Genomic DNA, 26,361 nt, shown 5'->3' on the forward strand with positions numbered 1-26,361 from the left:
CTCCGCGAAACAAACACTCACCCCTCGGCTAATAAAGCGTTGTGCAGAAGAAAATGTATTTGCCTCTCCCCTCTCTCACAGGGATCGGCGCAAATCGGCATCCGTGCCTCGCGCCGACCGCAACATCCTTGTTGTACGAGTGAGAGAGGGGAGAACATATCGGTATGCAAAAATACTTTCAGGCTGATTATTGATTTATTCCGTGTTTAATATTATGTGCAGCAAGCTCATGCGGAAGAATTTCTACTGGCATAGACCGGCGCTCAATGACCTGTCACGCATGGCTTGGGATTGTATCCTTGCTTTCATGTGCAATACGCTGCAGCAAGATGGACGCCCCGGAGCAGTACTGTCGATAGAAAGTGCATGAGAGTATCGTACGGAAGAGGTGTATGCGCCGAAAATAAAATAACGCGGGAAATGCCCGTTGGGTTCCCAAACAGCACGCAAAAGCGGGGCGGGTGAGATAGAATGACACGATGCAGGAACGCAGCGGATGGGGATGCGGTCCGATTTGACAGGAATTCGGCGGGTAATATACTGGCGTTTATGGTAGGAATCTGTGGTGAAAAATGCAAAGTACTATCCTTCTTTCGTTACAGCACATCCTGATTTTGGTCCAATTTGGCGAGAACATATTTCAGACGCTTTTAGCGGATTGACTACTCCTAGTTCTACTTTTTTCGAAGGTTCACTTTTAAATTATACATGGCCGGATAGTAAATGATTCATAAGGTGGTAAAATGGTCGTATTTGCTTTAATATTATCTATAATTCTTGGGTTAATTTTGTTTTTTGCAATGGTGGTGTTCGCCCCCTCCGCACGACAAAACATTAGCGATCGCCTTATTATTACATTTTTTATATCAGTTGGCATTATCGGGTATTACCTCGCGGCAAGCTTGGGTAGTGCTATAAGAGCTATCGTTATTTTTATTATTGTGCTACTCCCTTTTCTATTGTTATATATATTTCTAATAATTAAAAAGTATAAGAAAAAATAAGCTGAAATGTGAATCTATATAAATATATTAGTCGAAGTAAACCACAGTTTTATTTACATCACTTTAACTCGACACATATGCTAATGCCATCTCGATTCTATTGGTAACAGAATGAGATATTTTCTGCTAAATGGAATAGATATCCCGCTTGAGCCTTTACAGGCAAACACTCTGACAGTTAAATCGTCGGCGTTTTAATAACGAGGAAGTATGGAATTAACGATTGGCCGGTATTCGCCTCGCTCAGCAATGACATGAAAAACGAGTATTTTGCGGTGTATTTCACGAATAAAATTGTCTTCTCGAAGATTCAAGTGAAGCCTGAGCTTGATACTGTTGATGCTGATCTTGTGCGGCGAATAACGAATGACGGGATTCTTGACGGGTATGATGCGGTACGGTTGCGGAACAACGGGGCGGTGGAAATATTATGATGGATGTGTTATGATTGTATATCATACATTCTGTGGTGAGTCATGAAGAAGCATATCTTTGTCGGTTTATTGGTAATTGCTATATCGGGTGGATGTTTAACAGGGAAATCCTTGGTATTATTGCCGATTGATTCACGATTGACGGAAGAACGGTTTATGATCGGCAATGTATGGCAATTAGTTACAAATCGCCCAAGTATAATTGAGGTTGAAACAATATATGGGAAAATGGTCGGGGTACGAACAAATTCGGATAAAGTATTAACGATTGAATCTGCAAGTGCGGCAATTAGCATTAATTACCACTACAATGAATGGACGATCCTAAAATATCTCAGTAATGATAATGCGAATGAATATTTCAGCGTGTATTTGACCAATATGCTTTTATGTTCAAACTATATAATTACTGGCAGCTTGGAAAAAAATGATAAGGAACTATTACATCGTATAACAAACGACAGGGTTTTGGACGGATATGATTCGCTTCGATTAAGTGCTGCAAAAGGACGTGGAAGCGCTATTCAGATATGGTACATTAGTAATGACACTGCGTTTATTGGCGTATTTTCCAGCAACATGAATTTCTCAAATCAAGTAAGCAAAATATATATCCCAGTTTATTTTACGGATAAATATACAGCGCAAGAGTTTAATCTTGCTCTTGGGATCGGGTTAGGATACAGACATAAAACTGAATGGGGGGTGCTGGGCGGAAATGTGATACCGTTCATTTATAATTATCAGAACAACAAACAAATACCATATTTAGTATTTGAAAGTGATTTTATGTGGCATTCGATGGGGGAAGTATATCTTAGAGCCGGTGATTTCCTATTTTATGATAAAATCATGTACAGCAGAGCGCCAATTACATTGGGGACGTACCTTGATCCGGTAATTGATGGTTACAGACTAGTATCATATTCGAAATTGATTGAAAGCGCCAAATACACAAATGATACGATATCAAATCAAACACGGCTTGGAATGCGTTTTGGATTTGTTCGTTTATTCTATACACTGGATCAGATATGGGATTCAAGCAGTTCCGTTGTATATAACTATAGTACAAATGGAACCGTGACAAACACTAATTTTTTCAATTACCCATGGTCTTTTGGACTTAGAAATACTATCGAGATAATATGTACCGATAAAAAGATGGCATATGGCAATAATAATACATATTTCTTAAGCGCGCGGTGGTCGTGGCCGAGCCTTAATGTGGAATCATCAAGATTTTCATATAAAGGATTTTTCAATTATAACATAGATGAGGTGTTTTCGTTAACTCTTTTTGGAGAATTCCAACACTATTTGAACCCCAATGAGTACTTTTTTAAATCATTGGATAACTCATCCAGTTCATTTGGGTATCGTCCAGTTCAACTAATGCAAGGATATGACTATTTAGCATTTGCCGGAATAAACTATTGGGGATTCGGTATCATATCGCTCTATCTGTTATCGACAAGGATGAATGAAGTCTATGCCGGGAAAGTTGTAGTATATCCGGAATATCGGATTGGGTTTTCCTTGAATGCATTGCAAATTAAATGCGCCGTGGAGTTTCGGCTGAACCGCGGGAATGAGCTTTTCGCATCTAAAGATTGCTGGTGGAACAATTTCATTTTTAAAATGGGATATTATTTGATGCTTGGAGATGAATCTGATTATGAACGGTATGATATAGTTCGTGTATTTATGGATACAATGTAATGAAATGTATATTGAGTCTTACTTGTGGTGAATAGGAATTGACGATAATACAAGTTAGTCTTTGGAGATATTATATGCATAGAATAGTTACTCATGTAATCGTTATTATAATGTGTTTGGGTATATCCTTTGGGGATATAATCATTCACCCAATAGACAACAGGCTAACGTCCGGGGTATTTCTTGGCAGCAGTAATAGATGGGATTTGATCCAAAAGACTTCGTGCTTATCCAATATAGAGTCTGCGGCAAATACAATTCAATGGGTATATGGTTTCAACGAATGGGCGGTATTTACTCTTCAGAGCAATGATGCGAAGAATGACTATTTTACTGTGCATTTTGCCAACAATGTCGGTTTCAAAGATATACACATTGCATCAAACATAACAGAATATGACACCGATCTTGTGAAAAGAATTACGAATAACGGCATATTGGATGGGTATGATGTAATGCGGCTGCAGCAAGCAGTGTCTCGCGAGAGTACGCTGCAAACCTGGTATCTAAGTAATGATTCCGTCTATTTCGGAACATTCGCAGAAAATCCTGTGACAAATATACCTACAAATATTTCATATGGGTCGCTACAGATACCTTTGTTCTTGACTGCATTTGGGAATCCATACAATTATCAGTGGGGCATGGGCATTGGTGCTGGGTATCAGCATACGTTCGATTGGGCTGTTATTGGAGCGAATATCATCCCATTCACGGGAATAAGCCAATACATGAAAGTTGCATCGAATACCTATCTGTATAGCGACAGCGCATGGCAGATGTCAGGTGAGTTTTACATCAGGACCGGACTATTTCTGATACATGACAGGCTATCCTATTTTCATTCCGATGTCACTGAGAAGATGAATAGTGTCGTGACATCTGGCGGTATGAGGAATCTTGTCTTGTTGCGAATGACCAATGATGTAATATCCAATAGCGTTATCGCCGGGCTTCGCATCGGTCCCTTCCGATGCTTTTATACTTTTGAAAGCACTTGGACGACCGGAAAGGCCGTTGCATTTTCCTATGATACGAATGGAAACCTGACTGGTTCGTCCCCATACACAAATCCATGGCAAATGACAACGCTCAATTCACTTCGTTTGGTTTTGACCGATAAAAAGATGTCATTCGGCAATAATACCACATACTATTTGGATAGTACTTGGAAGCTCCCAGATTTTCAGTTCACTAACTCTCTATTTATTCATCGTATGTTTGGCAATCTTAATATAGACGAGTTGTTCTCAATATATGTATACGGTTATATGGCTCACTCTCTTAAGTTGTTGTACATTAATAAAATAGCCGATAGTTCTTATTTCACCTATACCACATCACAAAGGGCGGAGCTGGCTCTGCTTAGTAGTGATATGCATTTAGAAGGAGGGATCAATTATTGGAATCAATTGGGAACTATATCATTAAGCGCAGCCATGACGAGAATGCATATTGGATTCAATGAAAATGCGATAAAAATGGGCGTCTCAGAGTATAGAGTAGGTCTGACTTTTCGCAGCGCTTGGAACATTTTTGCATGCGGGGCAGAATATCGATTCAATTTTCAACCACAATATATAAAGGAAAATTGGTATGATGGAATATTACTAAAAGCAAAGATAACACTTCCGTTTACCGACAGCGATTTTGAAAAGTACGATATTGTTCGCGCATACATTGAATAAATGAATGCTTAGTCACCATGAAAAACATCTATAGAACTGTAGCGATTGCTTTTTCACTTTTCGTTCTTTTCTTTTCTTTATTATTCCTCCAGTTTCCGCTATCTAATTCATTGCCTGGCAATTGCGACTCATTGCTTGTGATCGCTTTATCAAACAGCTATATCGTAAAGATCAGTAGTCTTATTTCTGCAGTTCCGATAACAACTGCTATGTATCCGGCAATGAATACCCATGCATAGATGTCCGCTACGTGGACGAATTTGCCGATGCATGAGAGTATCGTACGGAAGAGGTGTATGCGCCGAAAATAAAATAACGCGGGAAATGCCCGTTGGGTTCCCAAACAGCACGCAAAAGTGGGGCGGGTGAGATAGAATGACACGATGCAGGAACGCAGCGGATTGGGATGCGGTCCGATTTGACAGGAATTCGGCGGGTGGTATACTGGCTGGTATCGGAGGAGGCGATGTCGGCGAATGAAAACTACTGTTCTTTTTATCACTTTTAGTATTTCAAATCTTTTTTCTTTTCCAGATGCAATAGTCAGCACAAATGAATTAATCTCTCAAGATTATTCTATATTAGATCTACAAATGGCTGACATCGACTCGAACGGTACAATTGATATTATTGCTGTGGCACAAATAAAAAATGAAATAAATGAGAAAAGATGCCTGCTTCTGTATACCGGTACAGATAATTACTATTTAAAAAAAGTTGAAAATTCCAACGCAATACATTTATCAGATGAAGATGGCATGCTCGGGGACCCATTTCGAGGAATAAAAATTACAAACGGTTCAATAGTATTATCTTTTTATGGAGGAAGTTATTGGCGATGGGCGCTGTCATTTCAATTTAGATTTAAAGAAGACAATTGGTATCTGATAAGATACGATTTAAATAACCTTAGCAGTGTGAACTCTGAAGGTTTTGAAGAAAGTTATGATTTTTTATCAAAGAAAATGAAAAGAATTGATACGGATAAAAATAAAAAAAGAAAAGAGATTTGGAGATCATTAGAAAACAAGAAATTGGTTTCTATATCCGATTTTGATATATATAATAAAGGGAAATACTTGAAATAAGAATTATGACACGATGGATAAACCACACATGCGTGCGCCTTTGGCGCAGCCCGGCGGCGAAGCCGCTATAGGTAGGTTGCGATGGTGGCAAATGAAAAGTCCTATCCCTTATTCCACCGTCACGCTCTTCGCCAGATTCCGCGGCTGATCTATCTCGCATCCCCTGCGTGCGGCGATGTAGTATGACAGGAGCTGCAGCGGTATAACGTTCACTATCGGCGAGAGCTCTTCGGGCACATCGGGGACATAGATGATGTCGCTCGCGTGGTCGCGTATCTTCGTGTCCCCCTCGGTGGCGACCGCGATGATGATGCCCTTGCGCGCCTTCACTTCCTGCATATTGCTTATCACCTTGTCGAGAATTGACGACATGGTGGCGATGACGACGACGGGCATGGCTTCGTCGATGAGCGCTATGGGCCCGTGCTTCATCTCGGCTGCGGGGTACCCCTCCGCATGGATGTACGATATTTCCTTGAGCTTAAGCGCGCCCTCGAGCGCCACCGGATAATTGTATCCGCGGCCGAGATAGAGCGCGTTCTCGTAATTGAAATATTTTTCAGCAATAGACTTGATATGTTCAGCCTGTTTCAATACGATGCGAACTTTATCCGGCAGCGAGCGGAGATTTTCTATATACGAACGGCCTTCTTTTTCAGAGAGATGCCGCCTGCGCCCGAAGAGGATGGCGAGGAGCATGAGCACGGTTATCTGCGACGTGAACGCTTTCGTCGATGCGACGCCTATTTCGGGACCGGCATGTATGTACACGCCGCCGTCGGTCTCGCGCGCTATGGTCGAGCCCACGACGTTCGTAATACCGAGCACTTTCGCACCGTGGCGCCGAGCCTCACGGAGCGCCGCAAGCGTATCGGCCGTTTCGCCGGATTGACTAATGGAGAACACGAGGGTGCCGTCCTCGATGATGGGGTTGCGGTAACGGAACTCGGATGCGTATTCGACGGCAACGGGAAGCTCTGCGATATCTTCAATGAGGTATTTGCCGACAAGCCCCGCGTAGAAGCTCGTCCCGCAGGCGACGATGAGCACACGCTTTATGTTCTTGAATTCATCTTCCGTGAGGTTAAGCCCCCCGAGCTTTATCGTCGCTTCTTCGTCGAGGAGGCGGCCGCGGAACGCGTTCTCTATCGTTTCCGGCTGTTCGAATATCTCCTTCAGCATGAAATGCTCGTAGCCGCCCTTCTCTATCTTCTCGATGTCCCAGTCGACCGTATGTATCTTCTTCTCGATATGCTCGGAAGCGATGGTCGTAGTCTTATACATGTCGCGTTTGACGGTGACCATTTCATTGTCTTCGAGATAGATGACGTTGCGCGTATAGGCGACCACCGCCGATACGTCGGAGGCGATGAACATCTCATCCTCGCCCACGCCGACGATGAGCGGCGAACCCTTGCGCGCGGCCACGATGATGTCGGGGTGGTGCGCCGAAAGCACCGCAATGCCGAACGTACCTTCCACATCGATGAGCGCCTTCTGTACCGCTTTCTCAAGATCGCCCTGATAATAATGCGCGATGAGATTGGGCAGCACCTCGGTATCCGTCTCGCTCTTGAAAACGATGCCGTGCGCGGAAAGATGTTTCCTCAGTTCACGGTAGTTCTCTATGATGCCGTTATGCACGAGCGATATCGTATTGCCGTTGTCGTGATGCGGATGCGCGTTCACTGCCGACGGGGCGCCGTGCGTGGCCCAGCGGGTATGCGCTATGCCTATGGTCGCAGCATCCATGGAAGCGGGGATCATGTTCTCAAGCGCGGCGATCTTCCCTTTTTCTTTCGCCGTGACAATGGAATTGTTCAGTATCACGGAAATGCCCGACGAATCATAGCCGCGGTATTCGAGGCGCTTGAGCCCCTCGATAAGAAGCGTCCGTGCGCTTTTTTTTCCGACATAACCGACGATGCCGCACATATGATACGAACTCCTTGGGATCCGATGACCGGTATAACGCTCGCCGGAAAAAACCGTGAAATTACGTGTCGGTCAAAGGGCGAGAAGCAGTATATCACGGATGCCGCACAGTGTAAACTGAAAATTGCATTTTGCCCCCTTCGTGGTATACTCGATCCGCCGGGGAGAATACCTGTCCGGCAAGGACATACGCGTGGGCATGCAATTCGTCGATCTCGCACGGCAATACCGGGAATACAAGGATGCCATCGATGCGAGCATTCGCGGCAACATCGAGCGGACATCGTTCATCGGCGGCGATGGAAAGAAACTTGAGGAAACGCTTGCTGCATATGTCGGCGTGAAGCACGGTATCGGCTGCGGTTCGGGGACCGATGCGCTCCTCCTGCCGCTCCTGGCCATCGGCATACAGCCCGGCGACGAAGTGATAACGACGCCCTTTACCTTCATCGCCACCGCGGAGGTCATCGCCTTCATCGGGGCGAAACCGGTTTTTGTCGACATCGATGAATCGACGTACAACATCGATGTGAAAAAGATCGAAGCGGCCGTCACGAAAAGAACAAAAGCGATGATCCCCGTGTCGCTGTACGGGCAGGCAGCCGATATGGACGCGATCAATGCGATCGCCGCAGAGCACAGGCTTGTCGTCATCGAGGATGCGGCCCAGTCGTTCGGCGCTGTGTACAAAGGGAGAAAGTCCTGTGCGCTGTCAGCCGTCGCGGCGACATCGTTCTTCCCGTCAAAGCCGCTCGGCGCGTACGGCGATGCCGGCATGGCGTTCACCAATGACGATGATATCGCTGCGAAAATGCGGAGCCTGCTCAATCACGGGCAGACGGAACGCTATGTGCACAAGTATATCGGCCTTAATTTCCGTCTCGATTCGATACAAGCGGGTATACTTCTTGCCAAATTCGGCGGCTTCGAGAAGGAAGCGGAAAGCCGTGCGCGCATCGGAAAGCGCTACACCGAACTCCTCGCGGGTGCGCCGCTCATAACACCGAAACTCGCTCCGTATACCGACCGCTCCGTGTTCGCACAGTATTCGGTGCGCGTGAAGGGACGCGAGAAGGTCATTGCGCATCTGACATCGAAGGGGATACCCACCGCCGTCCATTATCCCATTCCCGTACATCTGCAGGAAGCGTACCGCACGAAGGAATACGGCGAAGGGTCGATGCCCGTGAGCGAAATGGTCGCCAGAGAGATAATGAGCGTGCCCATGCACGCTTTCCTTACCGATGATGAACAGCGTACGGTGGCAGATGCGCTCCGCGAGGCGGTGACGGTATGATGCGCATCATTGCACTTGTTCTTCTCTGCGGTATCGCTCTCTTCGCAAAGCCGCTGGTGAAGAAAGCCGCGTCGGCCGCTCCCGATAATGCAACGGAAATGTATGCGCTTGAGCTCACGTATAACGGCAAAAGCGTCGGGGCGACACACGTGACCATAGAACATCCGCATCCGACCGCCGCCGATTACATCATCGAGATGTCGATGAAGGTGCCCGGCATGTTCCCCATCGCCCGTTCGGTGCGATACACGCTCACCAATGACCGCGACATGATGCATTACTACTGCAATTCGCAGATCGATTTTGCGTTCTATAAATACGTGCTCTATGCCACCAATTTCGGATCAAAGGTCTATATGCGGAAAATATTCACCGGCGGGCTTGAGAACGAACGCTGGATACCGAAGAGCGAATTCGATTTCATCACCGGCACCCATTACCGTGACTATCTCATCCCCGGCAGCATCGTGAGCCGCAGGATGCGCGTCCTTGACCTTGAAAGCTCGGAGCTCTATACCGCCGATTTCATGCTCTATTCGAACTATACGCGCATGGTCAACGGAAAAAAAACCGATATCTACGGCATGGCGATACGATCGGATTTTATCACGCAGGTGCTCGAGGTCATGACGAAGAACGAGGTGCCGCTTACGCTCGATATTTCCCTTCCTGTGCTCGGCATGGTCTACACAAAGCTCACCAATGCGTCGATAGGGCCCGTTACGAACGAGTAGCGGCGGCGAAGGAGACATCCCCATGGAATGTTCGATACAGAAGAACGCGAAGGATTGTTCGTGCACCTACCCCTGCTCACGCAAGGGAAAATGCTGCGACTGTGTGTCGTATCATAATGAGCGCGGGGAGATACCCGGCTGTTTTTTCAGCAAGGCCGGTGAACGGAGCTATGACCGATCATTGGATGCGCTTGTACGCGACCGCGCGTAGCGGCTTCGCCGCCAGGCAGCGCCCTTCGGGCGTACGCATAGACGCAGCGAAGCGCGAGGCGTAGCCGCAATATCGTTCCCTTCGCCCCTCTACTTCCACTGAGCGAGCTTCGCGATCTCGCCTTCACTTAAGGCCTTCTCGAACACGCGCACATCGTCGAGCGTCCCAAGGAAATACGTTTCCCCGTCCCCGCGGCCGATGCGGAGCGCTCCCGTGCCCTCGGAGCGTTCACCCGAAAGCGTGCCGGATGCGGCGAGTGTGCCGTCGATATACACGGCGATCGTATTGCCGTTCACAACAGCGGCCGCATGCATCCATTTCCCGCGCTCGACATCCTTCGTTGTCGCGCGCTTCCCGCTGTTCGCATCGCTCACGCCGAAGGATACGGCCCCGGTGGGCGTTACGCCGAGTATGAACTCATAGCCGCCGCCGTCGGGGGCAAGCGTCTTCGAGAATATCATGCGCGGTCTGTTCTCCGCATCCGTGCCGATGAGGCACCAGGTGCTGATCGTAAAATCTCCCTTAATAGCGGTAAGCGGTGTTTCGATGAAGTCGCCTGAGCCGCTGAACGCATACGCGCCGCCCCTGCCGAGACGATCGGGAGCGGGTGCGGCCCCGCGGACTACGCCCATCGGTGCGAACTGCTTGCCGGAGGCATCGACACGGCGGAAGGGATAATACGTCGTCGTGACGAGATTATCCGGGTACCCGCCCTCACGGTAGAGCTTGTCCGCTTCGACCGACGGCAGTGCATCCGCAAAGATGCGTATGTCATCGAGTATGCCGCGGTAGTACATCGTTTCCCCGAACGCATTGCCGATGACAAGATGACTGTGCTCGCCGCCGCTCGCGTTCTTCCGGTACGCCTTCGCCGCTTCCGGCGTGCCGTTGACGACGAAGGTATAGGTCATCTTCTGCGCATCGCGGATGAGGACGATATGCGTCCATTTGTCCGCCGGTACCGACGTATCCGAGGAGACCATCGTCTTCTCGCCGAGGGCGCTCTCATGCACGGCGAGGAGTTTCCCGCTTCGGATGTAGAGCCCCCAGAGCGCATTGTCCTTCTCGAGCTTGCCGTTCCCCTTGAACGTTGCGAGTGCGGTAAGCCCGTCGACGGAGGCGGGCTTCACCCAGAGCGATATGCTCACGCTCCCGGTTATCGAGTTCCCGCCGCGTTCCTTCGGCACCAGTATCGAATCGTCCGTACCGTCGAAATTGACCGCGCATACGCGGCGGCCGAAGCGGTCGATGGCCATTGCGGGTGAGCCGGATATCTCCACTTTATTCTTGTACGAGCTCTGGTCGCGGCCGGTTGCGTCGAAGGATTGATAGAGTATCGGTTCGAAGGTCTTTATCGGCGGGCGTTTTTCCTTTTTGGTCGCATCGTACCGTATGGTATAGGTAAAGAGGAATTTCCACTCCTTCGTTCCCTTCTGGCGTGCCCACACATGCATGAGATAGTCGCCCATGGCGGGGAGCGCAACGGCGATGCTGTGTCTGCCGTTCTCCGCTTTGTATGTACCCCACTGTGTTTTCTTCTCGCCCGTTCTGATGAGATTGTGGGTGAGCTCGGTGTCCGCGCGCGATGTGAAGATGAATTCCTCCTTCCCGTCGGAATCGACCTTGAGGAATTGATGGCTGAATTCCGCCACGTTCATGCCGAGCGCGGCGAGCGTATCGGACATGGGTATGCGCTCGCGCACTTCCACCTCGCCGAGTACCGCGAAGTTCTTCGATTCATAGTCCCCCACGGCGAGCCTTGGCTGAAGGAGCTGATAGCGTTCGTATTTCGGATAATGATAGTTCTGTCGAATCATGAGCTTGGGGTGCGTGAAGAACATATGCCAGGTCGCATCGAGCACGCGCCAGACACCGTCGGCCATGACGAGCGAATAGGCGTGCGCGCCGTCGTGTGAGAGCACCCATTTCGCGCGCATGCCCATGGCGGTGGCGAGCTCATGGAAGAGCTTCGAGTAACCGTCGCACTGCGTCACGCGCGACTTGAATATCTGGTTCACCTCGCGCGGCCCCTCGCGCACATACGTGAGATTGAGCTGCTCCCACTTGAATATCGCGCGGGCCTTCTCGCGTTCATTGCGTGCGCCCTTCATGAAGTACGCTGCGAGCGACGCTATGGTCGATTCGACATCCTTGGGCGTCTTCTTCACATGATCGTCGATGTAGGTGTAATCGTATTCGTAATCGGCGGCGATGAGCTCTTCCGTCGGCATGGCAGACCCGAGGAAGAAGCGTTTCTCATATTCCTCATCCGACAATGTCTGCTTTGCGTAGAAATTCACGGTGAAGAGCGTCTGGAATTCCGATTCGCTCCGCAATCGTGCGCGTATCGAAACAGCATGCAGGCCTGTTTCGATGAACCGAAGATCGAAATATCGCTTCCCGTCCAGCTGATACACGAAGCCGCCTTCGCGCTCGCTGTAGTAGCTTATCTGCGGCGTCTCGAATTCGATGTCGTCCTTCGCCGTTATGATGACGCGTGCGGTGCCGTCGCATACGACGGAGCTTTCCTTTATGTTGACATCGGACGGCGTGAATCCCAGGCGGGAGAACGCCTTGGTGAAGCTGAGCGGTGTCGATGCGCCGGCGCGGCCCAATGCATCGGCGGCCTCTTCGTCGCTTACCGTCTTGGTGACCTTGATGACATAATAGAAAACACCGTTGTAGGTGGAATTCTTCTGCTTGGAAGCGAACACCCAGACGGTGTATGTCCCCGCGTTCCTGGCGAAGAAGGTGAGCGTATGTTTTCCGTCGCTCGATGCGAGATTGACGGTAGCGCCCGGGGGGCTTTCCCTTGATGCGTTCGCCATGAGATACGTCGACGGCGAGCATGAGAACGATGCGGTGAATATATTATCCGCCGTTACCTCGGCGTTCTGTTCCGTGAAGCTTTCGATGGAGAACTCATGCTGCCGGAAGAAGTTGTTCTGCTGTACCGGCCGTGCGAACACGATGCCGATGGAAGCGATGACGACAAGGACCGTTCGAAGTATGCGCATAGCGAACTCCGGTGAAAGGATTTGAAATCGCCAGACTTGTCCTTATAGTATAGGCTATTTCATGGGGGAATCAAGTCATGGCGCGCAGCGCTTTGCGTGATGACGGGCTGCCGCGAAACGCATCGCCGCGTCCGCCGAAAAATGCGCTTGCAATCGGCGATATGCACTATATAATGCCCTCCCGACTTGACAATCATATCGATCTTTGCCCCCCAACGGATACCCACGTGCCAAAAAGAAAAGATATCAATAAGATCCTCATCATCGGGGCCGGGCCTATCGTCATCGGCCAGGCGTGTGAATTCGACTATTCCGGTTCGCAGGCATGCAAGGCCATACGCGAAGAGGGCTACAAGGTCATCCTCGTCAATTCCAATCCCGCCACCATCATGACCGACCCGGAAATGGCGGACGCCACCTACATAGAACCGATAACGCCGGAATTCGTCGAGAAGATAATCGCCAAGGAGCGCCCGGATGCGCTCCTCCCCACCGTAGGCGGGCAGACGGCGCTCAACACGGCGAGCGCGCTTTTCGAAAGCGGTGTGCTCAAGAAATACGGCGTGGAGATGATCGGTGCGAACTATGCCGCCATCAAGAAGGCCGAGGACCGCGACGAGTTCAAGAAGGCCATGCAGAAGATAGGCCTCGGGATGACCGAGAGCGTGTATGTGAAGACGTTCGATGAGGCGATGGAGATAACGAAGAAGATACCCTTCCCGCTCATCATCCGTCCCTCGTACACGCTCGGCGGTTCGGGCGGTTCCATCGCCTATAACATGGAAGAGTATCGTCTCCTCGCACGCCGCGCGCTCGATGAATCGCCGGTGCATGAGGCGATGATAGAAGAGTCCATCATCGGCTGGAAGGAATACGAGCTTGAGGTGATGCGTGATAAGCTCGATAACGTCGTCATCATCTGTTCGATAGAGAACTTCGATCCCATCGGCATTCACACCGGCGACTCGGTGACGGTGGCGCCGCAGCAGACATTGTCGGACACGCAGTATCAGAAGCTCCGCGATCATTCGGTGGCCGTCATACGCGAGATAGGCGTCGATACCGGCGGCTCGAACATTCAGTTCGCCGTCAATCAGTACACGGGAGAGATCAAGGTCATTGAGATGAACCCGCGCGTGTCGCGCTCATCCGCGCTCGCGTCCAAGGCCACGGGATTCCCCATCGCGAAGATCGCGGCGAAGCTCGCCGTGGGCTACACGCTCGATGAGATACCCAATGACATCACCCGCGAGACGCCGGCGTCCTTTGAGCCGACGATAGACTACTGCGTGGTGAAGATCCCGCGGTTCGCGTTCGAGAAATTCAAGGGTGCGAAGGATACGCTCGGCATACAGATGAAAAGTGTCGGCGAGACGATGTCCATCGGGCGCACGTTCAAGGAAGCGCTCCAGAAGGGATGCCGATCGCTCGAGATAAAGAAAGACGGCCTTGACGGCATGTTCCTCAACTATGAGAACAAGAACATCGTCCCTGACATAGAGAAGCCCGCGCTCATCGAGAAGCTCAAGCAGTATCTCACCTCGGCGAATTACAATCGTCTTTTCTATATAAAGGATGCGATGCAGCTGGGCCTTTCCATCGACGAGATCTACGATCTCACCAAGATAGACAAATGGTTCCTGTTCAATATGAAGGAGATCATCGATTTCGAAGGGACGCTCAAAGGCCATCTCAGGAAAATAGACCGCGACACATTGCTCCGCGCCAAGCAGATGGGGTTCTCCGATAAACAGCTGGCATATCTGACGAACACCAATGAGCGCGAGGTGCGCGAGTACCGCAAGTCGCTTTCGATACTGCCGACGTACAAGCTCGTCGATACCTGCGGCGGCGAATTCGAGGCGAGGACGCCGTACTACTATTCGACCTACGATGTCGAGGATGAGATCGTCGAGCTTGCCGGTAATAAGAAAGAAAAGGTCATCATACTCGGCGGCGGACCCAACCGCATCGGGCAGGGGATCGAATTCGATTACTGCTGCGTGCATGCCGTGTTCGCGTTGAAGAAGCTCGGCTATGAAACGATAATGATAAACTCGAACCCGGAAACGGTATCGACCGACTACGACACATCGGATAAATTGTATTTTGAGCCGCTCACGCTCGAGGATGTGCTCAATATCGTCGAGAAGGAAAAGCCCAAGGGCGTGGTGATACAGTTGGGCGGTCAGACGCCGCTCAATCTCGCGCTCAAGCTCGAAGCGCACGGCGTTCCGATACTCGGCACATCGCCCACATCAATCGATATCGCGGAAGACCGCGACAAATTCAAAGAGCTCATCGAGAAGAACAAATTCCTCCAGCCGAAGAACGATACCGCGTATTCCGCGGAGCAGGCGCTCAAGATCGCCAATCACATCGGCTATCCTGTCGTCGTGCGGCCGTCATACGTGCTCGGCGGACGCGCCATGCAAATAGTGTACGCGGACGCGGAGCTAAAGGATTACATGACGCATGCCATCATGGCATCGCCGGAACACCCCATCCTTATCGATAAATATCTTGAGATGGCCACCGAGATAGACGTTGACGCGGTATGCGACGGGGAGAACGTCATCGTCGCCGGCGTCATGGAACATATCGAAGAGGCGGGCATACACTCGGGAGACAGCGCCTGTGTGCTGCCGGCGTACACGCTCACCAAAGAGGTCATCGCGCTCATAGAAAAGCAGACGACGCTCATCGCGAAGGACCTCAAGGTCATAGGCCTCATCAATATACAGTTCGCGCTCAAGGACGGAGACCTCTACTTCCTCGAAGTGAACCCCCGCGCCTCGCGTACGGTGCCCTTCGTGTCGAAGGCGACGGGCATTCCCTGGGCGAAGGTCGCCGCGAACGTCATGGTGGGCAAAAAACTTTCCTCGCTCGACCTTCCGCCGGTGAATATGCGCTATGTATCGGTGAAGGAAGCGGTGCTCCCGTTCAATAAATTCCCCGAAGTGGACATCATACTCGGGCCGGAAATGCGCTCAACCGGCGAGGTCATGGGCATCGATGTGTCCTTCGGCGTAAGCTTTACGAAATCGCAGATAGCGGCCAATCAGGCATTGCCGTTCAAAGGGAGCGCCTTCATCAGCCTGAAAGAAAAGAACCGCGAATTCCTCCTCAATCACGTGAAGCTCCTTGCGGAGCTCGGCTTCAAGATTCTTGCCACCGAAGGCACGCAGAAGCATTTCGCGGCCAACGGCATACCCGCGGAAATAGTGCCGAAGTACAGCGATGCGGTACGGCCGAACATCGTCGATAAGATAATCAACGGCGAAGTGTCCATTGTCTTTAACACACCCATCGGCAAGGGCGCGCATGACGACGATATACCCATACGCCGAGCCGCGGTGAACAATCGCGTGCCGTGCGTGACGACGATACCGGGCATCATCGCGTCAATAGAGGGGATAGCGCAGGCGAAGAAGACGGATATGGTCGTGCGGAGTCTTCAGGAGATACATGGGGATATATTGGGGAAGATAACGATATAAGTGAAAAAAGGTTTTTGGGGATTGATGAAAAAGAATTGCATTTCAAATCCGCTTGTTCCCCTCGTATCAGCGATAATGATGCTGTTCGTTATCTTGTCTTCGTGCGATTATCCGGCTTATATAAAGCCGGGGATGTTCATGAACCCGATCAATCATGGTGCCGACCCATGGATGACCTATTACGAGGGGAATTATTATCTTTCCACAACGCAGGATGATTCAATACGGATATGGAAGGCACCGACACTCGCGTTGCTGGGCATTGTAAGTCCGGTGACGGTATGGCGGGATGATGACCCAAGCCGTTCGCGCGGCATGTGGGCGCCGGAATTCCATTTCATAAGCAATCGCTGGTACCTGTACTATACCGCGACAACGAGCGACAACAGCGACGATGATCACCGTATGTATGTGCTCGAAAGCACCGGTACCGATCCGCTCGGGCCGTACAGCTACAAGGGCCGCCTCTTCGACCCGGCGAACGATAATTATGCTATCGACGGAACCGTCTTTCAAAAACCCGACGGTACGCTGTATTTTCTCTGGGCGGCTCGCCCGGGGCATGTCATAACGATCGCGCAAATGGCGAATCCCTGGACATTGACGGGCAATGGTGTCGTGCTCCCGGCATCGGGATTCGGGTGCACGGAGGTCCGCGAAGCGCCCGTTGTCTTGAAGCGTAACGGCAGCCTGTTCCTTGTCTATTCTGCATGCGATACCGGCGGACCGGATTATAAGCTCGGCATGCTGGTGGCGAATGAAAATGCCGATGTGATGAACACTAATTCCTGGCTGCAGTATCCGGTCCCCGTTTTTGAGAGGAACGATGCGAACGGCGTTTTTGCCCCCGGACATAACGGGTTCTTCCGCTCGCCGGATGGTGCCGAGGATTGGATCGTCTACCTTGCAAAGACGACTTCGGTCTACACCTACGGAGGCAGAACGACGCGCGCGCAGAAATTCACCTGGAATTCCGATGGTACACCAAACTTCGGGTCGCCGCTCCCGCTGCATACATTGCAGCATGAACCATCTGGGACCCGTTAGATGTTCATTCGCATGCAAGCAGCAAGAGCGATAGAGGGGATGAAGGGGAGCGGATAACGTATGGGAAAGATCGAAATACTCACTACGATAATGCTGACGGCGGTCCTGAGCGGCGCATTCGTATTCGCGGGACCCATGAACAGGATAGAACTTCGCGATGAGAATGTGATATCCTTCGTTCCGTTCCTATATCTCCCGGGTGTGGGCATCGGTTACGAGCGAACACTAGATGATAGGTTCACGATCCGAGGTCATATGACATGCCTTTTCGTCAGCGGTACTGCGGACTTCGCCATTGCCGCCGGCATGAATTATTACCCGCACATACTCGGCACCGGGAACAACGGATTGTTCATAGGCGTCTCCCCCGTCGGGAATTTTCAATTCGTCGGAACGGCGGGGTATTCACTTGCCGTCATGGCGATCGGATTGCTTCCCGAGGCGGGATACCGATATACGTTCGGGAATGACGGCGGGTTCTATTTCGCGGCCCATGTCGGCTATCAAATGTCGTACCTGTTGATATATGCCGGTTCGATCGGCGGTACGCCGATGGCAACGGCAGTGAGGTTCGGGTTCAACGGCTCGATCAATTTCGGTGCATCGATCGGGTACGCCTTTTGAGGCCATGCAACCCTATGCCAGCCTCATATTATCGATAAGCCTCGTCTTTCCGCAATACACCGCCATGATCATACGCGTGCGATTATCGGCACGGGTATGCGGCGCAAGCGTTACCGGATCAACGAATTCGATATAGTCGAGCTTCAGGCTTTTCCCTTCGGCAAGAACGGTCTTCATGCTGTCCTTCAGGCGTGCGGGGTCGCGAACGCCCTCGCGGTATGTTTTCCGTGCCGTGATAAGCGATCGATAGAGGAGCACGGCGTCCTTACGCTCGGTCGGCGAGAGATAGACATTGCGCGAGCTCATCGCAAGCCCGTCGGGTTCACGCACGATGGGGCAGGCGCGTACGGTCACCGGAATGTTGAGATCTTCCGTCATGCGGGAGATGATGGCCGCCTGTTGAAAATCCTTTTCCCCGAAATAGGCTTTGTCCGGCGCCACGATGATGAAGAGTTTTGCGACGACGGTCGCGACTCCGCGGAAATGCGTCGGGCGGCTCATGCCGCAGAGCATCGAGGAGAGGCTGTCGACGCTTACCGCGGTGGCGAAACCCGACGGGTACATCATGCGTGCGGACGGATAGAACACGGCATGTGCGCCGATGGTCTCAAGAAGCGCACGGTCGTGCTCAAAGGTCCGCGGATATTTGGAAATGTCCTCGTTCGGTGCGAACTGTGCGGGGTTGACGAAAATGCTCACGATGACGATATCGCATTCCTTTCGTGCCGCGCGTACGAGCGACGCATGGCCTTCGTGAAGAGCGCCCATGGTCGGCACGAATCCGATGATACGCCGTTTGCCGCGCATCCCTTTCACATAGCGGCGCATCGCATCGATGGTATCGAGCACGGCGATATCGCGCGGATGCGGCCGCTTTTTCGAGGGTGATCGTTTCATGCGTCGCCTTTCCTGCGGTCAGAAAGCCTGCGAATGAGCGTGACCTGATTGCCGGATTCATTATAGCGTATCTCCGAGAACACATCGTTCGCCATGCGTATGCCGCGCCCGTGCGAGAGGCCCGCTTCGTTCTCCTTTTCTGCGCTCACCGCAAGGCGCTTCTTCCAGTCGAAGCCGACCCCCTCGTCGCGTATGACGAAGGTTATCGCCATGGGGTTGACGTCATAGCGCACCGTGACCCGCCGTGCGCTGTAGCGTTCATCGTCCTTGCGTTCGCATATGAACTCGACGTAGCGGTCGTTCATCTGCGCCTCGGTCTTCTCATCGAAGGTTATGTTGAGGTTCCCGTGTTCCATTGCGTTGATCATCATCTCCCGGAGTGCCAAGCGTATGAGCGATATCGTGTTGAAATCGACGTAGCGGCGGAGGTTCTTCGTAAGGCGGCGCGTTACATCCTCCACGAGCGCAAGGTGGTTCTCGATGCGGTAAATGCCCGCCTCCTCGGCGAGATATTTCCCGAGCGTATCCTCGCCCACCGGCACGGCGCGCACGAGTATCTCGGGCGTTCCCTCGATGGTCACATGCTCGAAGCGAACCTGCATCTCACGCGGTTCATTGAACGCAGCGGTCGCGAATTCGAGATCGAGCGTGAGCGCTTCCTTCACGGCGGCGAATTCCCTGAGGCGTTCGTTGATGACCGCCTGCGAGAGCGTGTCGTCCCCGGCACGCATGTAGATGAGCGAGGTGAACGGCATGCCGATGACATTCTCAGGGCGGTGTTTGAGATGTGTCGCGACGGCGGCGTTCGCCGAGCGTATCGTGAGGGTCTCGTCGAGCATGAGGATGATGTCCGAGGAGCCTTCGAAGAGACGCCGATAGCGCACTTCCGAAATGGACGCATTGCGGCTTGCCTTTGCAAGCTCGGTGACCTTCCCCGCGAGATCGACGTTGAGCGCCTCGTTCATCGTCGCGAGCGAGATGAAGCGGTTGGTGATGACGAACGTGGTCCCGGTGACGAAGAGGAGGAACCCGTAGGTGGTGAGCACCAGGTTGTAGGCGAGCGCCATGGAATCCACGATATCGAAGATGGCGCATCCGACGACCACCAATGCGCCGATGATAAGATTCCCCGGCACGGTCCTGATAAGCGCATGGATGGACCGACGGATGAGAGGCGGCCGCGGCTGAACATCGGCGAACGCACCGCGCACTTCTTTCCGGAATGCATTGCCGATGCGGAAAAAGATGAAGAAGAGCATTGCCGGTATCGCGGAGATCTGCCAGATGCGCAGAAGGTCGATCCGGAAGGCGCCGCTCGGCGCGACGAACGAGACGGCGGCGATGAGCGAGACAATGACAGAGTACACGATGGTCGCAACGGTGATCTTCCTGAGAAAGAGCGTATCGAAGAACATCGCAATGAGCGGGAGGAGCAGATACAGGCTTGTGAGCTCGACGGAGAGCATGAGATCGGAATGTATCGGGAGCTCATACATGAACGGGGTGCGGCTGAAGAGATAGATGAACAATGACATCGAGAAAAGGCCGTAAAAGAGATTGTAGCGTTCGGACATGCGGCGAAAAAAGATGAACAGATGAAAGAGCCCGACGAAGGCGTAGAGCACGATGAGCGAGAGGGCGAAGGGATTACGCACTTCCTTGATGAGCCTCGAGTAGTAGTCGATGCGCGGGTGCGGCACGATGCTCGTATCGATGTATGACGGCTCTCCGATGAGGACGAAGGTGAGCATGTTCTCCCCGCGCTTGAGCACTCCGAACGGTATGGACGCGATGAGATTGCGGTACATGAGCGGAAAGACGACCTGGCCGAGCGCGTTCGTCCCGAGGTAATGATGGATACGATGAGCGTTCACGTACACTTCGTAATTGAGGCCGAGCTGCGGTACGAAAAGTGCGCGCGGTTTTTCCGAGGAGAGGAATGCATCGTCGGCAACGAACGGCATGGCCGCCGTATAGATCTTATCCGGGCTGCGCTTGAGCGAGAGGAATGCATGTGCTGCGTCAGGATCGTTCAATACGACCCCGGGGATGAGCATGCCGGGGCGCTTCTCGGCGTGTATGCGCATGCCGTTGGATAATATGCGTGTATCGGTGAGCCAGCGCGCATCGAAGCCGTTCGTCACGAACACCGGGACTTTTGTGAGATCGAGGCCGCGGGCGTATGCGGACGCGGCGAGCGTGACCATGGCCGCGGTCAGATATATCGCGCGTGCGAAATGCTGCATGACGTCCGCCGTTCCCCGATAGGATCGAGCAAAGATACGCCATTGTAGACTTTCCCCCGGCACCTGTCAACAACGGCACCGTGCGCGGCTCATTGACATTTTTGACAAGCGATGGTAGTATCGGCGCACATTTTTTCCGGGATAGCTCAGTCGGTAGAGCAGGTGACTGTTAATCACCGGGTCGCTGGTTCGAGTCCAGTTCCCGGAGCATGAGCCCTCTGTACGGGCAGTATCGCGTGAACAGACGCGGTACGAAATCGATCGCAAGGCAATCGCATTGGAACGTTACACCGCATCCATCCGTGCTGTGGCGAGTTATGTCCCCAAGCGCACGATGACCAACCGTGACCTTGAAAAAACGCTCGATACATCGCATGAGTGGATCTATGAGCGTACGGGTATCGCCGCACGGCATATCGCCGCGGAGGACGAACCCGCCTCAGCACTCGGCGTACGGGCGGTGCGGGACCTCATGGCAAAACACCCGATAGCCCCCGAGGATATCGATCTCATCATCGTGCCGACATCGACGCCGGATATGGTGTTCCCGGCCACCGCGTGCATCGTTCAGGCGGCCATCGGCGCCCGCAATGCCGCGACCTTCGATCTTTCTGCCGCCTGCACCGGGTATATCTATGCGCTCAATACCGCTGCGACGTTCATCGAATCGGGTTTCTATCGGAACGTGCTCGTCGTTGCGACGGAAAAATACTCGAGCATACTCGACTGGACCGATCGTACGACGGCGGTGCTGTTCGGCGACGGGGCTTCCGCCACGCTCCTTACGCGTTCGTCGGACGCAAGCGGCATACTGGCCATGGACAGCGGCACCGACGGCGGCAAGTGCGAACAACTGTACATACCCGCCGGCGGATCACGCAGCCCCGTGACGAAAGAGACCGTTGAAAAGAAATTATCCACAGTGCACATGAAGGGCACGGAAGTGTTCAAGAACGCCGTGCCCCGCTTTCGTCAGACGATCGAACGTGTCCTCGCAGCGGCGAAATGTTCCATCGATGACATAGCGCTCATCATTCCGCATCAGGCGAACGTGCGCATCATCAATGCGGTCGCCAAGGACATGAAGGTGCCGCAGGAGAAATTCTTCTCGAATATCGAGCATTATGCGAACACATCGTCGGCGTCCATCGGCATTGCCATCGTGGATGCGCTCGCGCAGGGGAAGATAAAGAAGAATGACCTCGTGCTGCTCACCGCATTCGGTGCCGGTTATTCCTGGGGCTCAACACTCGTCCGCTGGTAGCCTTCGGCATACCGACGAGCCTTCGGCATACCAATGCGGTTTCCAGATTACGTCGGCATATCGGTCTCGGCCACTTGCTTGAGATATTCGCCATATTGGTTCTTCGCATAGAGCCGTGCGCGCTCAAGCAGTTTCTCTTTCGTGATGAATTTCATCCGATATGCTATCTCTTCGATGCAGGCTATCTTCAGACCCTGGCGATGTTCTATCGTCTCGACGAAATTCCCCGCTTCAAGAAGACTTTCATGCGTACCCGTATCGAGCCACGCCATGCCGCGTCCGAGAACCTCGACAGAAAGCGCGCCCTTCTTGAGATAGACCTTGTTCACATCGGTTATCTCAAGCTCTCCGCGCGGCGACGGTGCAAGGTGCTTCGCTATCGAAACGACTTCGCGGTCGTAGAAATATAATCCGGTGACCGCATAGTTCGACCGCGGCTGTTTGGGTTTCTCTTCGATCGAAAGGACTTTCCCGCGCGCATCGAATTCTGCCACGCCGTAACGTTCCGGATCACGCACATAATAGCCGAACACGGTGGCGCCGTTCGTGATGGCGCCCGCTTTCGTCAGTATCTCGGACAGGCCGTATCCGTAGAAGATATTATCGCCCAATATGAGCGCACAGGTGTCGCCGCCGATGAAACGCTCCCCGATAATGAACGCCTGTGCAATGCCGTCGGGCTTGGGCTGTTCCGCGTAGGAAATGGAAAGGCCGATGTCCGTGCCGTCGCCGAAGAGGTCCTTGTAGAGCGGCAGATCGCGCGGCGTGGAAATAATGAGTATCTCGCGAATGCCCGCGAGCATGAGCACCGAGAGCGGATAGTATATCATCGGTTTGTCGAATACCGGCAGTATCTGCTTTGAAATGGAAACGGTGAGCGGATAGAGCCGCGTGCCGCTGCCGCCGGCGAGAATGATGCCTTTCATGATGCCTCCGCGCTGTGGATAGTTACGTGATTGTATCTATCCGTCGGGAAAATGCAAATGAACGGCCGTCATTGGAACGAAATGAATGATACGAAGGGCAATGTTTCCGCAGGGGGGCAGGCCGGGTCACGTGGTCCCCGAGCCTGTCGAGGGGTGACCCGGCCTGCATTTCATATGGATAGTATTTTGTAATGTATGCCTGATTGTGATAATGCATCGAACCGGAGATCGATTGCATTATCATCGCCAATGGATATAATCTTTCCATGCGCATCATCCTCGGCATCACGAGCTCCATATCCGCGTATAAAACGCCCGATCTTGTAAGGCGTTTCTGCAAACGCGGCACCGAAACGTTCTGCGTCGTTACGAAGAACGCGCGCCATCTCGTCGGCATAAAAGCGCTCGAAACGGTGAGCGGCAACCGCGTTATCGTCGATCTCAATGAGGCGAAAGACCCCCTTACGCACATCAATCTATCCCGCGATGCGGACGCATTCCTTATCGCGCCCGCCACTGCGAACATGATAGCAAAGCTCGCCGCCGGCATCGCCGACGATGCGGTGAGCACCATGGCGCTTGCGTTCACCGGCGCACGGTTTTTCGCCCCTGCAATGAACAGCGAGATGTGGAAGAACGCGGCCACTGTGCGCAATGTCGCATCGCTCCTTCGGGACGGCTGGCGCATGATACCACCGGAAGAGGGCGATCTTGCCTGCGGTGTCACCGATGTGGGCAGGCTTGCGGACCTCAATACCATCGTCGATACCGTTCTCGGCAGCGTGAGCGATCTTGCCGGCAAGCACTTCATCGTTACCGCCGGCAGCACGCGCGAATGGATAGACGATATACGCTTCATCGCCAACCGCTCGAGCGGTAAAATGGGCAGGGCGATACATGACGAGATTCGGAAACGCGGCGGTGTCGTCGTGTATATCGAAGCGCAGGTGAGCGCGCGCGTACACGGGCCGCATGTCATCGGTGTCGACACCACGAAGGAATTACAGGACGCGGTGTTGCGCTCGCTCCCGAACGCCGACTGCCTTATCATGGCGGCGGCCCCGCTCGATTTCCGCCCGAAGACGCGTGCGGAAGGCAAGCTCAAAAAAGGCGGCATGAACGCGATAGAGCTTATCGAGAACGACGATATACTGAAACGCGTGCGCGAAGCCGATGCGAAGATAGCCGTTGTCGCATTCGCCGCCGAATCGTCCGATCTTGCCGAGAATGCGAAGGCGAAGCTTTCCGCGAAGGGCGCCAACATCATCATCGCGAACACCGTCAGCGACGGTTTCGGCACCGATGACGACCGCATCACCGTCATACGTACGGACGGTACGAGCACCGAACATAAGAAGATGAGCAAACGGGACTGCGCTAAAGAGATCGTGAACGAAGCACGCGCGCTTATCGGCTGATGGACATCATCGCTGCGTGCGTCATCGCTGCTTCCATCATCATCCTTGCTGCGGTGCGCATCCTCGACGCGCTCATGCGACGACGTGCAGCGGATAGATTCCATGCACGGCAATTCGCCGCTGAGCGCATCTATACCGTCGATGAGGTCGCAGCGGCGTTCCATCTTGAGCGGCATCAGTTCCTGTCGCTTATCAAGGTGCTCGAGGACTTCGATCATTTCCGTTTTTTCAACAAGCGCGGCGTTGTGTTCGCCAAGGATTACTATTCGCCGTTCGAGCTGAAAGCGCTGGTGCGTCTTGTGTCGCGGAAGAACAGATTACCGGTGTAACGATCCGCGCCGCCTGAAAAATCGCGCAAGAAGCGGCGCATAATCAGTGCCGGTAGAAAGCGTCACCGTATCCACCGCATGCCGGCGGAAGAACAGTGTGCGCGCCTCGCTGCGCTCTGTGCACGCGCGCTCGTAGCGTTCCCGGGCACGGCGATCGAAGGTGTCTATCCGTGCGATCTTCCCGGTCTCAGCGTCCGCACATTCCAATATGCCCACGGCGGGGAGGGAGCACTCCCGAGGGTCGGACAGCCGTACCGCGACAAGGTCATGCGTGCGATTGGTCATATCGATCTCACGCTCCGGCAACGGCGCATGAAAATCGGAAAGAAGGAATATGACAGCGCGCTTCTTCTGTATGCGGCTTATGTATGAGAGTGCTTTTGCAAGGTCCGTCCCGCGTCCGCGCGGCGTGTGGTAGACGGCGGTGCGCAGTATCGCAAGGACGTGATTGCGCCCCTTTTTCGGCGGCAGGTATTCCTCGACCTCGTCGGAGAAGAGGGCAAGCCCGACCTTGTCATTGTTCTTCATCGCCGAGAAGGCGAGCACGGCGCCCACTTCCGCGGCAAGATGCGAGGTGAGCTTGTTCGTGCTCCCGAACACCGTCGAGGGCGATACATCGACGAGGAGCATGACGGTGAGTTCGCGTTCCTCGCGGAATCGCTTCACATGCGGGACGGCGTACCGCGCGGTGACGTTCCAGTCCATATCGCGCACGTCGTCGCCCGGTATGTACTGGCGAACCTCGTCGAATTCCATGCCGCGGCCCTTGAACGCGCTGTGGTACTGGCCCGAGAAATATTCGTTGACGATGCGCGACGTCGTTATCTCGATGCGGCGTATGTTCTTCAATATTTCGCTGTGCGTCATGACGAGGGGAAGTATACAGCGGGCAATGACGTTTGCAATATCACGCCGCGGGCGGTTTATTGACAAATCGACATCCATCGGGTACTATGCCTCGACCGTGACAATAATATGCG

Annotated in this window: 18 protein-coding genes and 1 tRNA gene; 13 read left to right on the plus strand and 6 right to left on the minus strand. The window is 52.7% G+C overall.

All coding sequences use genetic code 11. The features are described from left to right. Nucleotides 1-1,480: 1,480 nt before the first annotated feature. The 3 genes from AABZ39_02920 to AABZ39_02930 all read left to right on the plus strand — a co-directional run bounded on the left by AABZ39_02920 (nt 1,481) and on the right by AABZ39_02930 (nt 5,936). Nucleotides 1,481-3,160, plus strand: coding sequence for a hypothetical protein (locus AABZ39_02920; GenBank protein ID MEK6793703.1), 1,680 nt, complete (start codon nt 1,481-1,483; stop codon nt 3,158-3,160). Nucleotides 3,161-3,234: 74 nt separating this feature from the next. After that, nucleotides 3,235-4,848, plus strand: coding sequence for a hypothetical protein (locus AABZ39_02925; protein MEK6793704.1), 1,614 nt, complete (start codon nt 3,235-3,237; stop codon nt 4,846-4,848). Nucleotides 4,849-5,324: 476 nt separating this feature from the next. Continuing rightward, complete coding sequence (locus AABZ39_02930; protein MEK6793705.1) at nt 5,325-5,936, plus strand: hypothetical protein; 612 nt, start codon at nt 5,325-5,327, stop codon at nt 5,934-5,936. Between the two features lie 108 nt (nt 5,937-6,044). Here the strand turns inward: AABZ39_02930 and glmS are convergent, their stop codons facing one another. Further along, nucleotides 6,045-7,871, minus strand: coding sequence for a glutamine--fructose-6-phosphate transaminase (isomerizing) (gene glmS, locus AABZ39_02935; protein MEK6793706.1), 1,827 nt, complete (start codon nt 7,869-7,871; stop codon nt 6,045-6,047). A gap of 199 nt (nt 7,872-8,070) precedes the next feature. Between glmS and AABZ39_02940 the strand changes: the two genes are divergently transcribed. From AABZ39_02940 to AABZ39_02950, 3 genes are read left to right on the plus strand one after another with little or no spacing between them, the layout of a single operon-like run. Continuing rightward, a complete protein-coding gene (locus AABZ39_02940) occupies nt 8,071-9,168 on the plus strand; it encodes a DegT/DnrJ/EryC1/StrS family aminotransferase (protein MEK6793707.1) in 1,098 nt (365 codons plus the stop codon). Next, a complete protein-coding gene (locus AABZ39_02945) occupies nt 9,165-9,902 on the plus strand; it encodes a hypothetical protein (GenBank protein MEK6793708.1) in 738 nt (245 codons plus the stop codon). Before AABZ39_02940 ends, AABZ39_02945 begins: the two co-directional genes overlap by 4 nt. A gap of 22 nt (nt 9,903-9,924) precedes the next feature. Further along, a complete protein-coding gene (locus tag AABZ39_02950) occupies nt 9,925-10,113 on the plus strand; it encodes a DUF6485 family protein (GenBank protein ID MEK6793709.1) in 189 nt (62 codons plus the stop codon). An 89-nt stretch (nt 10,114-10,202) separates the two neighbouring features. On the opposite strand, the gene AABZ39_02955 is transcribed toward AABZ39_02950, so the two are convergent. Continuing rightward, the gene (locus AABZ39_02955) at nt 10,203-13,130 is read right to left on the minus strand and encodes a LamG-like jellyroll fold domain-containing protein (GenBank protein ID MEK6793710.1); all 2,928 of its coding nucleotides are present in this window, start codon (nt 13,128-13,130) and stop codon (nt 10,203-10,205) included. Between the two features lie 227 nt (nt 13,131-13,357). Here AABZ39_02955 and carB point away from each other — a divergent pair, with 227 nt between their 5' ends. The 3 genes from carB (at nt 13,358) to AABZ39_02970 (ending at nt 18,301) form a co-directional block, all read left to right on the plus strand. Further along, nucleotides 13,358-16,630, plus strand: a complete 3,273-nt coding sequence (gene carB / locus AABZ39_02960; protein MEK6793711.1) for a carbamoyl-phosphate synthase large subunit — start codon at nt 13,358-13,360, stop codon at nt 16,628-16,630. A gap of 138 nt (nt 16,631-16,768) precedes the next feature. Then, nucleotides 16,769-17,677, plus strand: coding sequence for a glycoside hydrolase family 43 protein (locus tag AABZ39_02965; protein MEK6793712.1), 909 nt, complete (start codon nt 16,769-16,771; stop codon nt 17,675-17,677). 60 nt (nt 17,678-17,737) lie between these two features. Beyond that, complete coding sequence (locus tag AABZ39_02970; GenBank protein MEK6793713.1) at nt 17,738-18,301, plus strand: hypothetical protein; 564 nt, start codon at nt 17,738-17,740, stop codon at nt 18,299-18,301. 12 nt (nt 18,302-18,313) lie between these two features. On the opposite strand, the gene panC is transcribed toward AABZ39_02970, so the two are convergent. Together panC and AABZ39_02980 are read right to left on the minus strand one after the other, a co-directional pair. After that, nucleotides 18,314-19,156 carry a pantoate--beta-alanine ligase gene (gene panC, locus AABZ39_02975; protein ID MEK6793714.1) on the minus strand — a complete coding sequence of 281 codons (843 nt, stop codon included), beginning with the start codon at nt 19,154-19,156 and terminating at the stop codon, nt 18,314-18,316. A 38-nt stretch (nt 19,157-19,194) separates the two neighbouring features. After that, nucleotides 19,195-21,444, minus strand: a complete 2,250-nt coding sequence (locus tag AABZ39_02980; GenBank protein MEK6793715.1) for an ATP-binding protein — start codon at nt 21,442-21,444, stop codon at nt 19,195-19,197. A gap of 135 nt (nt 21,445-21,579) precedes the next feature. Between AABZ39_02980 and AABZ39_02985 the strand changes: the two genes are divergently transcribed. Both AABZ39_02985 and AABZ39_02990 read left to right on the plus strand, forming a co-directional pair. Then, nucleotides 21,580-21,652 (plus strand) — tRNA-Asn (locus AABZ39_02985). A gap of 69 nt (nt 21,653-21,721) precedes the next feature. Continuing rightward, nucleotides 21,722-22,708: a beta-ketoacyl-ACP synthase III gene (locus tag AABZ39_02990; protein ID MEK6793716.1), complete on the plus strand. Its 987-nt coding sequence runs from the start codon at nt 21,722-21,724 to the stop codon at nt 22,706-22,708. 47 nt (nt 22,709-22,755) lie between these two features. On the opposite strand, the gene rfbA is transcribed toward AABZ39_02990, so the two are convergent. Further along, the gene (gene rfbA, locus AABZ39_02995; protein ID MEK6793717.1) at nt 22,756-23,634 is read right to left on the minus strand and encodes a glucose-1-phosphate thymidylyltransferase RfbA; all 879 of its coding nucleotides are present in this window, start codon (nt 23,632-23,634) and stop codon (nt 22,756-22,758) included. Nucleotides 23,635-23,900: 266 nt separating this feature from the next. Between rfbA and coaBC the strand changes: the two genes are divergently transcribed. Continuing rightward, nucleotides 23,901-25,052 (plus strand): bifunctional phosphopantothenoylcysteine decarboxylase/phosphopantothenate--cysteine ligase CoaBC, encoded by a 1,152-nt coding sequence (gene coaBC, locus AABZ39_03000; protein MEK6793718.1) that lies wholly within the window; start codon nt 23,901-23,903, stop codon nt 25,050-25,052. Continuing rightward, on the plus strand, nt 25,052-25,381 hold the full coding sequence (locus tag AABZ39_03005) for a hypothetical protein (protein ID MEK6793719.1): 330 nt from the start codon (nt 25,052-25,054) through the stop codon (nt 25,379-25,381). Before coaBC ends, AABZ39_03005 begins: the two co-directional genes overlap by 1 nt. On the opposite strand, the gene AABZ39_03010 is transcribed toward AABZ39_03005, so the two are convergent. After that, nucleotides 25,370-26,314, minus strand: coding sequence for a DUF58 domain-containing protein (locus AABZ39_03010; GenBank protein ID MEK6793720.1), 945 nt, complete (start codon nt 26,312-26,314; stop codon nt 25,370-25,372). The genes AABZ39_03005 and AABZ39_03010 overlap by 12 nt on opposite strands. Between the last annotated feature and the right edge of the window lie 47 nt (nt 26,315-26,361).

The organism is Spirochaetota bacterium (assembly GCA_038043445.1).
GTDB lineage: Bacteria > Spirochaetota > Brachyspiria > Brachyspirales > JACRPF01 > JBBTBY01.